This is a genomic window from Flavobacterium sp. NG2 (assembly GCF_034119845.1).
GTDB lineage: Bacteria > Bacteroidota > Bacteroidia > Flavobacteriales > Flavobacteriaceae > Flavobacterium.
This window is the reverse complement of record NZ_CP139420.1, coordinates 2598335-2610077: the sequence shown is the minus strand read 5'-3', so window position 1 is coordinate 2610077 and position 11743 is coordinate 2598335. Positions and strand designations below refer to the sequence as shown.

9 protein-coding genes are annotated in these 11743 nt (G+C 33.4%); 5 read left to right on the top strand and 4 right to left on the bottom strand.

Going from position 1 to position 11743, the window contains the following annotated elements:
- The first annotated feature begins 37 nt into the window (after window positions 1-37).
- Window positions 38-1201: an MFS transporter gene (locus tag SLW70_RS10820; RefSeq protein WP_320888389.1), complete on the top strand. Its 1164-nt coding sequence runs from the start codon at window positions 38-40 to the stop codon at window positions 1199-1201.
- 217 nt (window positions 1202-1418) lie between these two features.
- Here SLW70_RS10820 and SLW70_RS10815 read toward each other — a convergent pair whose 3' ends face one another.
- Together SLW70_RS10815 and SLW70_RS10810 are read right to left on the bottom strand one after the other, a co-directional pair.
- Window positions 1419-2459, bottom strand: a complete 1041-nt coding sequence (locus SLW70_RS10815) for a cysteine synthase family protein (protein WP_320888388.1) — start codon at window positions 2457-2459, stop codon at window positions 1419-1421.
- Between the two features lie 76 nt (window positions 2460-2535).
- Entirely contained in the window at window positions 2536-4590 is a 2055-nt protein-coding gene (locus SLW70_RS10810; protein ID WP_320888387.1) for a S9 family peptidase, read from the bottom strand.
- A 143-nt stretch (window positions 4591-4733) separates the two neighbouring features.
- Here SLW70_RS10810 and SLW70_RS10805 point away from each other — a divergent pair, with 143 nt between their 5' ends.
- Entirely contained in the window at window positions 4734-5054 is a 321-nt protein-coding gene (locus SLW70_RS10805) for a YbaB/EbfC family nucleoid-associated protein (RefSeq protein ID WP_320888386.1), read from the top strand.
- A gap of 149 nt (window positions 5055-5203) precedes the next feature.
- Here the strand turns inward: SLW70_RS10805 and SLW70_RS10800 are convergent, their stop codons facing one another.
- Window positions 5204-6229 (bottom strand): GntG family PLP-dependent aldolase, encoded by a 1026-nt coding sequence (locus SLW70_RS10800; protein ID WP_320888385.1) that lies wholly within the window; start codon window positions 6227-6229, stop codon window positions 5204-5206.
- An 88-nt stretch (window positions 6230-6317) separates the two neighbouring features.
- Between SLW70_RS10800 and prfB the strand changes: the two genes are divergently transcribed.
- The 3 genes from prfB to SLW70_RS10785 all read left to right on the top strand — a co-directional run bounded on the left by prfB (window position 6318) and on the right by SLW70_RS10785 (window position 9087).
- Window positions 6318-7416 (top strand): peptide chain release factor 2 gene (gene prfB, locus SLW70_RS10795; RefSeq protein ID WP_320888384.1). Its coding sequence is split into 2 segments (ribosomal slippage): window positions 6318-6380 and window positions 6382-7416, totalling 1098 coding nucleotides; the frame shifts between segments, so codons are not numbered across the junction.
- A 219-nt stretch (window positions 7417-7635) separates the two neighbouring features.
- Window positions 7636-8634, top strand: a complete 999-nt coding sequence (lpxD, locus tag SLW70_RS10790; RefSeq protein WP_320888383.1) for a UDP-3-O-(3-hydroxymyristoyl)glucosamine N-acyltransferase — start codon at window positions 7636-7638, stop codon at window positions 8632-8634.
- Between the two features lie 30 nt (window positions 8635-8664).
- The gene (locus tag SLW70_RS10785) at window positions 8665-9087 is read left to right on the top strand and encodes an META domain-containing protein (protein ID WP_320888381.1); all 423 of its coding nucleotides are present in this window, start codon (window positions 8665-8667) and stop codon (window positions 9085-9087) included.
- Window positions 9088-9208: 121 nt separating this feature from the next.
- On the opposite strand, the gene SLW70_RS10780 is transcribed toward SLW70_RS10785, so the two are convergent.
- A complete protein-coding gene (locus tag SLW70_RS10780) occupies window positions 9209-11728 on the bottom strand; it encodes an FAD-dependent oxidoreductase (RefSeq protein WP_320888380.1) in 2520 nt (839 codons plus the stop codon).
- Between the last annotated feature and the right edge of the window lie 15 nt (window positions 11729-11743).

The window sequence follows — 11743 nt, the reverse complement described above, 5'->3', positions numbered from 1 at the left end:
AAACAAAGCTATTAGACTATTTTTGAAATCAAAAAAAATGAAAAAAGTATTATTCCTCATTGTCATTGCTCAATTTCTATGTACCTCCCTTTGGTTTGCAGGAAATGCTGTGTTACCCGAATTGATTGTTCATCTCGGACTAGGAAAAGAATTTCTTGCACATAGCACAAGTGCTATTCAATTGGGGTTTATTATTGGAACCTTATTTTACGCTTTGTTTTCAATAGCTGATCGTTACTCACCTTCTTGGGTATTTTTTGTAAGTGCTATTTTAGCTGCTATTTTTAATATGTGGATAAATGTACCACAAATCAACGTTTGGGGTTTGCTTTTATTTCGTTTTTTTACTGGATTTTTTCTCGCGGGTATTTACCCTATCGGAATCAAAATTGCCGCTGATTACTATAACAGCAGTTTAGGAAAATCATTAGGTTATTTAGTTGGTGCTTTAGTACTTGGCACTGCTTTCCCTCATCTTATTAAAGGGATGGCCTTTAACTTACCTTGGCAATATGTTGCTTATGCTACCTCAACATTTTCGGTAATTGGAGGATTCTTAATAGTTCTTTTTATTCCAGATGGTCCTTATCGTACTAAAGGAACACAATTTCAACTAACAACAATATACACCGCATTTAGAAATAAGTCACTTACAGCAGCCGCAGTTGGATATTTTGGTCATATGTGGGAACTTTACGCTTTTTGGACTTTCTTGCCTCTGATGCTACAATTTCATCAAAATCTACATCCCGAATTAAACTATTCTATTTCCTTGTACTCTTTTGGAATAATTGCAATAGGAAGTATTGCCTGTATTCTTAGCGGTTATCTATCAACTTTTATTGGAACCGAAAAGCTTTCTAAAACGATTTTATTTTTATCTGGTTGCTGCTGTCTTGTTTCTCCCTTTTTTATAATGATTGATTCAGAGTTTCTTTTTATTAGCTTTCTTCTATTTTGGTCTTTTGTAGTTATTGCAGATTCTCCATTATTTTCAACTTTAGTAGCCCAAAACGCACCAAGTAATATAAAAGGTTCCGTTATTACAATCGTAAATTGTATTGGTTTTTTTATTACAATTATTAGTATTCAAATCCTTCAAATTGTATTAGAACACATGGGAAACCAATATAGCTACTCAATCCTAGCTATAGGACCAATAGTGGGATTATATTATTTAAGGAAATTAAGAAAACAGTAGACAAATAATGAATATCAACTTCTAAAATATTCTATTTTAAAACTGAACATCAGTAAAAATTATAAAATGAGTACTACTATTATGCTTAACTAAAGTGTTTACTAGCTTACAAGAATATAGCCTCACTACCAATTTAACAACAATACATTTATCCCTTAAACAAAAAAAACTCCAGATTTCTCTGAAGTTTTTTACTATTCTTAAAAAACAGTTAAAACTATTTAATCAATTCAATTTTTTGAGTTTCTTCTTCATTAACACTATCAAAGAATCCTTGTTCGTTCATCCAATCATCACTAAATACTTTACTCATGTATCTTGAACCATGATCTGGAAAAATAGCAATTACATTACTATCTTTAGTAAACTCACCTTCATCTCCATATTGTTTTATAGCTTGTAAAACAGCTCCTGAAGTATATCCAACAAACAAACCTTCTTTCCTAGTGATTTCTCTTGCAGAATGTGCACTTTCTTCATCAGTTACTTTCATAAACTTATCAATTACATCAAAGTCAGTAGCCGATGGAATTAGATTTTTCCCTAATCCTTCAATACGATAAGGATAAATCTCATCTGTATCAAATTCTTTTGTTTCATGGTACTTTTTCAATACCGACCCAAAAGCATCTACTGCTAAAATTTTGATATTTGGATTTTGTTCTTTTAAGTATTTAGCTGTACCTGAAATAGTTCCTCCAGTTCCACTACAAGCAACAAGGTGGGTGATTTTACCATTAGTTTGCTTCCATATTTCTGGTCCTGTAGTATTGTAATGTGCATCAATATTCAATTGGTTGAAATATTGATTAATATATACTGAACCTTGAGTTTCTTCATGTAATCTTTTAGCAACGCTATAATACGAACGTTCATCATCTGCAGCCACATGTGCTGGACAAACATATACTTTTGCTCCAAGACAACGAAGCATATCTATCTTATCTTTAGATGATTTAGAACTTACAGCTAGAACGCAATTATACCCCTTGATAATGCTCACCATAGCCAAACTAAATCCAGTATTCCCAGAAGTTGTTTCAATTATAGTATCACCAGGCGATAATATTCCTTTTCTCTCAGCTTCTTCAATAATGTATAATGCGATTCTATCTTTAGAAGAATGACCCGGATTAAAAGCTTCCACCTTAGCATAGAAGTTTCCTTCAATGTTTTCGGTTACTTTATTTAGTTTGATAAGCGGTGTATTGCCTATCAACTCTAAAACATTATTATAAGCATTTATTTCTTCTTTCATAAAAAAATAGTTAATCAAGGTTAATTTTATTTAACAATGATACATTGCAAATTTAACAAAAAAATCCAATTACTCTTTATTTTTTTTCTAATTCTAGTAAAAAACTAAATTCTTTTGCTAATTCTCTAAGTGCTTCAAATCGTCCTGAAGCCCCTCCATGACCAGCATCCATGTTTGTGTCAAGATACAAAACAGTATCATCTTGTTTTACTGTTCTTAATTTGGCAACCCATTTTGCAGGTTCCCAATACTGCACTTGCGAATCATGCAATCCAGTTGAAACATACATATTAGGATATTTTTGTTTTTTTACATTATCATAAGGAGAATAAGACCTCATATAATTATAATACTTTTTCACATTTGGATTTCCCCATTCATCATATTCACCTGTTGTCAATGGAATTGTATCATCGAGCATAGTCGTCATTACATCTACAAAAGGCACTTGAGCAATAATACCATTATATAAGTCTGGAGCTTCGTTTGCAATAACCCCCATTAAGAGTCCCCCAGCCGAACCACCCTCTGCATACAAATGTGCTGGCGAAGTGTATTTTTGTTCGATAACAAATGTAGAACAATCAATAAAATCAGAGAATGTATTTTTCTTTTTTAACAATTTTCCGTCTTCATACCATTGTCTCCCTAAATCTTCACCCCCACGAACATGTGCAATAGCATAAATAAATCCACGATCTAACAATGATAATCGTGTTGAAGAAAAATAAGCATCCATAGAATGTCCATAAGAACCATACGCATACAACAACAATGGATTAGACGCATCTTTCTTTAATTCCTTGCGGTACACCATCGAAATAGGAACCTTAGTACCATCTTGGGCTGTAGCCCAAACTCTTTCTTCTGTATAATTGTTTTTATCGAATTTTCCACCTAAAACTGCTTGCTCTTTCTTAACTTCCTTTTCTTTTGTTCGCATATTGAAATCAATAATCGAAGAAGGTGTTGCCATCGACTGATAACTATAACGTAAAATTTCAGTTTCAAAATCAACATTCGTTGACGTATAAGCGGTATAGGTTTCACTGCCAAAAGGCAAATAATATTCTTCTTTCCCATCCCATGACATGATTCTGATTTTATTCAAACCTCCTGTCCGCTCTTCAAGTACTAAATAAGTAGCAAATATTTCGACATTTTCTAACAAAACATCTTCACGGTGCGCAATTAACTCTTCCCAATTATCAGATGTTGTTGCATCTTCAGGCGTTTTCATTAATTTAAAATTGTCCGCATCATCTTTATTTGTTAAAATATAAAAGCTTTCCTTATAATGATTAATGCTGTACTCTACCCCTCTTTTTCTTTTTTGGAACATTTTGAACTTTCCATCAGGTGTATCAGCATTCAAAATACGATATTCTGTTGTCAAAGTACTACTTGCCTCAATGGTAAGGTATTTTCTGGATTTCGTTTTAGATACATCAACACTAAAAGTATCATCCTTTTCAAAATAAACTAAAACATCTTCTTCATGCTTAGTTCCTAATTTATGCTTCAAAATTTTATCTGCACGTAGTGTTACTTCGTCCTGCGAAGAATAAAAAAAAGTTTTATTGTCATTAGCCCAAACTGCCGAACCCGTTACTTTTTCGATTCTATCCTCTAAAATTTCTCCTGTTTCTAGGTTTTTAACCTGAATCGTATAAATACGTCTACCAATAACATCAGTACTAAAAAGAGCTAATTTATTATCCGGACTAATACTCATTCCGCCCAATTTAAAATACGCTTGTCCTTCAGCCAATACATTACAGTCAAATAGAATTTCTTCCTTGGCCGTAAGACTCCCTTTTTTTCGAGCATAAATAGGATATCCTTTCCCTGTTTCAAAGCGAGTGATGTAATAATAGCCATTATACAAATAGGGAACCGACTCATCATCTTCCTTGATTCGGCCTTTCATCTCCTCATACAATTCGTTTTGAAACGCTTTCGTATGAGCAGTCATTCCCTCGTAATATTCGTTTTCTTGTTTTAGATAATCAATAACCTCAGGGTTTTCTCGGTCATTTAACCAAAAATAATTATCAATTCGAACATCCCCGAATTTCTCTAATTCAGTAGGTATAATTTTGGCAGAAGGAGCTTGTATGGTATCTATCATTAGGTAAGTTTCAAATAGGATATAAATTGCTGGCAAAAATAAGTCAAAGCCAACTTAAAACGTATAGGCTTTTCATCTATTTTAACATTGTGTTTTGGTTCAAATATATTAATTTAGCCATATAAACACTAAAAAAAATAAAAATGGATTTAATGGGAATGATGGGCAAATTGAAAGAAACCCAAAATAAAATCGAATTGACAAAAAAACGATTGGATACTGTTTTTATTGACGAACAAAGTTCTGACAGTTTATTGAAAGTATCAATTAGCGCTAGTCGTAAAATAAAATCAATAACAATAGCAGATGAGCTGTTAGAAGATAAAGAACAACTCGAAGATTATTTAATCTTAGTTTTAAATAAAGCCATTGATAACGCTACAAAAATTCAAGACGCTGAATTAGATGCAGTTGCCAAAATGGATATGCCAATGATTCCAGGAATGGATAATTTGTTTAAATAAAACTTTAAAAAGAGACACGAATTACACCAATTTACACGAAAACTAAACCTTTTTATTACACTAATTTGCATTAGGCAAATAAAATTAGTGTAATTTTTAAAATGCAAAGAATTTGTGCTAATTCGTAAAATTCGTGTCTCTTTCAAATATTACATCTCCAATTTCGCAATCGTTTCAAGCACATAACCATGCATCACTTCTCTGTAATCTAAATGAGTTACCATTCGGAGTTTATTTTCTCCCAAGGCGCTGATAGAAATATTCTTTTGTTTTAACTTTTCAATTACTAGGACAGGATTATAATTCGATTGAATTGAAAACATTATAATATTCGTTTCAACAGGTTCAACAGAAGCTACCCAATTCGTTTTCGATAAAACTTGTGCTAATTCTTTAGCTCTGCGGTGGTCTTCTGGCAATTTTGCTATATTATTTTCCAATGCATACAAACCAGCTGCCGCTAAATAACCTACTTGTCTCATACCGCCTCCTAATATTTTTCGAACACGCAAAGCACGATTAATCGTTTCTTTATCTCCTAACAAAACAGAACCAATTGGCGCTCCTAAACCTTTTGACAAACAAACTGAAATCGTATCACAAATTTGACCGAAAGCTTTTGGATTTTGTTTCTTAGCCATTAAAGCATTCCAAATACGAGCACCGTCCATGTGCAATTTCAAGTTATTAGCATCACAAACAGCTTTTATTTTTTGGAGTTCTTCAAGCTCATAACAAGCACCACCTCCTTTATTTGTTGTATTTTCAACACAAACTAAGCTTGTTAAAGCACTATGATAAAACTCTTTTTTATTTATCGCTTGAGTAACTTGGTCAGCAGTAATCATCCCCCTTTCACCATCAATCAAATTAAAAGAAACGCCACTATTAAAAGAAGCACCTCCACCTTCGAACAAATAAACATGTGCATTTTTATCGGCTATAATTTGGTCTCCAGGATTAGTATGAAGTTTAATAGCAGCTTGATTAGCCATTGTTCCTGATGGAAAAAACAAACCTGCTTCCATTCCGAAAATTTGCGCTACGGTAGCCTCAAGTTCTATAACTGTGGGGTCTTGCTTATAAACATCATCCCCTACTTGAGCATTAAACATACACTCTAGCATTTCAAAATTAGGTTTTGTAACCGTGTCACTAACTAGGTTGATTTCCATATATTTTTTTATAATATGATATGAACAAGTCACGACTTGTCCCTTCGTAAAATTTTTCTATTTTTGCGCAACAAAATTATAATAATTTATGACAACTACCGAACAAATTAAAGGTATTGTAGAGCGCCTTGGTGCGTTGAGGAGGTATCTTTGACGTTGATGCGAAACTAATCGAAATTGCCAACGAAGAAGAGAAGACTTTTGCCCCTGATTTTTGGAATAATGCCAAAGAAGCAGAGCTGATTGTAAAAAACCTGACTTCCAAAAAGAAATGGATTGAAGATTACAATAAGGCAATAGAATTGACTGATGAATTGCAGTTAGCCCACGAGTTTTACAAAGAAGGTGAACTTACCCCCGAAGAATTAGACGAGCAGTACGAAAAAGCCGCACTTCATATTGAAGGAATTGAATTCAAAAATATGCTTTCTGACGAAGCAGATAGTTTGAGTGCTGTATTGCAAATTACGGCTGGTGCTGGAGGAACAGAAAGTTGTGACTGGGCTTCGATGCTGATGCGAATGTATATGATGTGGGCTGAAAAATCAGGTTACAAAATACGAGAGCTTAACTATCAAGAAGGTGATGCGGCAGGTATAAAAACAGTGACATTAGAAATTGAAGGTGATTATGCTTTTGGTTATCTAAAAGGTGAAAATGGAGTACATCGTTTAGTACGTATCTCCCCTTTTGATAGCAATGCGAAAAGACATACCTCATTTGCTTCTGTTTATGTTTATCCTTTAGTCGATGATACAATTGAAATTGAAATCAACCCTGCTGATATCGAAATTATCACCTCTCGTTCTAGTGGTGCTGGAGGACAAAATGTCAATAAAGTAGAGACTAAGGTTCAACTGTACCATAAACCTTCTGGAATTCAAATTCAATGTTCAGAGACAAGGTCTCAACACGATAACAGAACCCGAGCGATGCAAATGCTTAAATCGCAATTGTATGAAATTGAGCTAAAAAAGCAACTCGAACAACGTTCAGATATTGAAGCTGGAAAAATGAAAATAGAATGGGGTTCGCAAATTCGAAATTATGTAATGCAACCTTACAAATTAGTCAAAGATGTACGAACTGGACATGAAACCAGTAATGTAGATGGCGTGATGAATGGCGATATTGACCCTTTCTTGAAAGCCTATTTGATGATGATGGGACAACGAGAAGAAGAATAGTTACGACCTATTTAGCGTCTATATATTTGTCTTAACAAACCAATAGCTTTTCAACTAGTATAGTAAAACTAGATTGAAAAGCTATTATTTTTTTGTATTAAACTTACACAAGTTTTTTAAAATTAAGTTGTAATTATGTTAATATTGACAGTCTAACTATCCAAAAATTAGGAATACCAATAGCAATTCACTTTATTTGATTATTATAACAAACTCATTATGAAATCATATTCTATTTTAGAAATAAACGACGTCCTTAAAGGTGTTATTTTAGGAGACACTATACAAAACATTACTGCTCCTGAACAATTAGAAGTAGCTACCAATACGGAAATTTCGTTTATTGGAAATAAAAAATATGAAAAACTATGGGCTAGCTCAAACGCTTGTGTTGCTGTTGTAAATGAAGACATTTCAATTGAACCAGGTGAAAACAGAGCCTTCATCAAAGTGAAAAATGCCGACTTGGCTATGTCGCAAATTTTGAATCTTTTTGCTTCGCCAATGCCTGAATTCGAATTCGAAATTCATCCTTCAGCAAATGTTGATGCTACGGCTGTTATCAACGCAGGTGCTAAAATTGGCGCCGGTTGTTATATTGGACCTAAAGTAACTATTGGAGAAAACACTATTCTATATCCAAATGTAACAATACTAGACGCTTCTACCATTGGAAAAAATACGGTAATTTGGTCTGGAACCGTGGTAAGAGAACGTTGCCATATTGGTAACGATTGTATTATTCACCCTAACGCTACTATTGGAGCTGATGGTTTCGGATTCCGTCCTTGTCCTGAAAGAGGATTGGTAAAAATTCCACAAATTGGAAATGTAATTATCGGGAACAATGTTGAAATTGGAGCTAATGCTTGCGTAGATAGAGGAAAATTCAGTTCTACTATTTTAGGTGATGGTTGCAAAATTGACAATTTGGTTCAAATAGGACACAACAGCAAACTAGGTCGTTTTTGCATCATGGCTGGAAACAGCGGACTTGCGGGTTCTGTGACTTTAGGCGATGGTGTTATTATCGGCGGAAGCGCTTCTATCAAAGACCATACAACTATTGGCTCAGGAGCCATTGTAGGTGCTGGCTCTGGAGTTACAGGTGATATTCCTGCTGGAAAAACCATGTTGGGTTATCCTGCGGTTGAAGCTCGTGACGCACTAAAACAATGGGCTATCTTGAAACGATTAGTCAACGAATCCAAAAAATAATTTCAAAACATTCATACGCTTTAGATTAACATGAAAAAAATTGCCTGCCTTTCCCTTTTATTAGTATTTATTTTAATTGCTTGTAAAACCGTAAAAACAGATACCTATACTGAAAACAACTTAGACGGAAATTGGCAACTCACTTACATCTCTGGTAGCCGAATCGCTTTTGGAGGATTGTATCCAGATAAGAAACCCGAAATCACTTTTGACACCAAAACAAATAAAGTAAGCGGCCATTCCAGTTGTAATAATTTTGGAAGCAAATATACTATCGACAATCAAAAAATCAATTTTGAAACTCCTTTTGGAACCAGAATGGCTTGTCCAGGACAAGGTGAACAAGCTTTTTATACTATGCTTCAAAAAGTAAACAGATATACTATCATTGAGGGAAAATTATTGTTCTTTATCGATGATGTTGTGATGATGCGCTTTGAGAAAAAGAACTAGTCTTCTTCATACTATAATAATCTTTACCACAAATTAACTCGATTAATTTGTGGTATTTTTTTTTCCTACTCTAAAACAGAAACAACTTAAGTTTCGTAACTACCATTTGAGGAGCTGCTTTTTAGTAATCATAAACATGTTCTAACTCATAGCCGTTACTCGTGACGTTTTTGATAAACAACATCAATTTACTTACAGGTATTAAAAATACATTTCGTTCCAGTTTATTATTAGATACTATTCTAGAAGTGTATAATGGTTTATTATTTGCCAACAATAGAGGAACAGATACAGGAGAGACTACTGAAACGGCTATTTCATCATTCCCAGAGATGTCTTGAATTTGAATATTTTCATCACTCAACTCTTTCATTACCTCAGTAAAAATTCCCCATCGAGTAATGGATAGCATCATCTTCTCCCCATTTCTTTCTATCACTTTAATATCTGAATCTTCTTTTAAAGCATCGTCATTTGCTACCGTCAAAAATATCGTATTCACTGGCTCTTCATAAGTGGAACTAGCACCAATTTCAATTAATTTGGAATAAAAAGCTTTAAAGGAAAACTCAAAAGTAAAAAAGAGCACTCGCTCCCACTTTCTGATGACACTATATGAAGTCGTATTTTCAGGAACATTCCATACTTTTTTAATCCAAGGCATGAATTGAAATTCATACCAAGCGGTTTGATAAATAAAATCACTGTATGCTCTTTGCGCTTCAATAATTAGTGCTTCCTCATTTGATTTTTCAGTTTTTGATAAATAAGAAAATAATTTCCCAATTGTATTTTCATATAGTATTTTGACCCCATATTCCATAGTTAAACTAACACCTATAACTTGCAACATCGTTTTGTATTCTGGATTCTCAGGATAGGCTTTAGAAGTTAGCTTTAATGAACGATCATAAAGTTTCCAGTATTCATCTATCGATTGATAAAAAGGAAAATCAGATGGATTTTTACCACTTTCTAAATAATCGGAATACTCTTTTGGGTTAAACACTAAATACCATTCTGGAATGGTTAAAATGGTTTGTTCTTCCGCTCTATAATATCCTTTTATTTCACTCTTAGTTTGTGCTAATTTATTGTTATTATTGGGATTGTATTTATCTATTAATTGATTTGTAAAACGTTGATTCGGATCTAATTTGGATTTTAAATCAAAATACTTTTCATAATTTGGATATCCTTTTTTAAATTGTTCAAATGTCGCATGCGGCTGATAGGGTAAATACCAAGTTCCTCTTTCACTCAAAATAGCGTCCGTCATTGCAACCGTCCATTTTTCAACATTTTGCCTAGAGGCTTCATCAGTATTTTGTTTATAATAAACGACAAAAGCAAAAACTTCTTCATTAGCCCATGAAAGATAACTTTCTTTATCAGCTAAGGCGTGACGCAAAGAAACATTCATTACATTGACATCATACTTTTGAAAAACAGTCCTCATTTTAGGTATAAATGATTTTATATTGTTCACAGGAATAAAATACTCTTGTAGCACATAGGTGTCTTTTTCTCTTGAGGAAGGCTCTAGCTCTCTAACATCATAACTTGCTTCTTTGTTTCTCCACTTAATTTTTTCAGGATAATATACTAATGGATCTATCCAGTTTTTCTTTAGCCATTTACCTGTATTCCCCATAGAAACCACTTTTTCGAGACTAACTTCTAACCAATAATGTTCATTTTCGGAAATCAATCGATCTTTATCTGTTAGCTCTTTTGTGGATTCTTCCCAATACACACTTCTAATTTCATCATAATTAGGTGGATATAAATCACCATTTTGAAATAGAACTGCTTTATTATTTTTGATTTTAGTATTAAAATAGGTGTTATAAGTACTAACATCCATCACTTCATCATGCCTTTCGATTTTCACATTATCAACCAATTGAAGTGTCGCTTCAGTAATTACACCAATACCTCCGTAACCTCCTACTGCCGCTTTAAAAACATCTTGATTCGAATTCCTATTAGCAATTATTACTTCACCAGATGCGGTTATTATTTTCAACGCTATCACTGACGAAATGATGGGCCCGTGACCAATATAACGACCATGGCAATTAACAGAGATGGATCCTCCTACCGTAAAATTAGAATAGGTTTGCATAATCTTAATGGACAAATCTAGTGGGTCAATTTGTTTTTGTAAATCTCTCCAGCGAATTCCTGCCTGAACAGTTACTTGTTTCTTTTGTTTATCAAGGCTAATTACTTTATTTAAAGACCTCATATCAATATGCAAACTATTTCTAAAAGCAGTTTGTCCACCCATACTATATTTCCCTCCTCCAATGGAAATTGAGCCAGTAGTGGTCGTGATGGCTTTAATAATTTCATTATCCGTTTTAGGCTTAATAATTTTATTTACTTGAATTGGATTCAGTTGTGTCACATCATTAATTTGCTTGTTGTCCAAAACTTTATTATAAGTTGAATCCCCTGAAAATTGAATTAAAGCAACGATGTACAAGACAAAAAGAAGAAAGCCATAAAAAGGAATAGCTAATCTTTTTTTACTGTGGATGTATTGAATTACCTTTTTAATTTTCGAATTAAGAAACTTTAGAATTAGCAAAATATAGCGGTATACTAACTGGAGAACTTTCAAAAAAAACTTCATAATTGAATCCTATTG

What these genes read in the sequence shown, in the direction of transcription:
- SLW70_RS10820 (WP_320888389.1), top strand. Translation starts at nt 38, where the DNA reads ATGAAAAAAGTATTATTCCTCATTGTCATTGCTCAATTTCTATGTACC.
- SLW70_RS10815 (WP_320888388.1), bottom strand. Translation starts at nt 2,459, where the DNA reads ATGAAAGAAGAAATAAATGCTTATAATAATGTTTTAGAGTTGATAGGC.
- SLW70_RS10810 (WP_320888387.1), bottom strand. Translation starts at nt 4,590, where the DNA reads ATGATAGATACCATACAAGCTCCTTCTGCCAAAATTATACCTACTGAA.
- SLW70_RS10805 (WP_320888386.1), top strand. Translation starts at nt 4,734, where the DNA reads ATGGATTTAATGGGAATGATGGGCAAATTGAAAGAAACCCAAAATAAA.
- SLW70_RS10800 (WP_320888385.1), bottom strand. Translation starts at nt 6,229, where the DNA reads ATGGAAATCAACCTAGTTAGTGACACGGTTACAAAACCTAATTTTGAA.
- lpxD (WP_320888383.1), top strand. Translation starts at nt 7,636, where the DNA reads ATGAAATCATATTCTATTTTAGAAATAAACGACGTCCTTAAAGGTGTT.
- SLW70_RS10785 (WP_320888381.1), top strand. Translation starts at nt 8,665, where the DNA reads ATGAAAAAAATTGCCTGCCTTTCCCTTTTATTAGTATTTATTTTAATT.
- SLW70_RS10780 (WP_320888380.1), bottom strand. Translation starts at nt 11,728, where the DNA reads ATGAAGTTTTTTTTGAAAGTTCTCCAGTTAGTATACCGCTATATTTTG.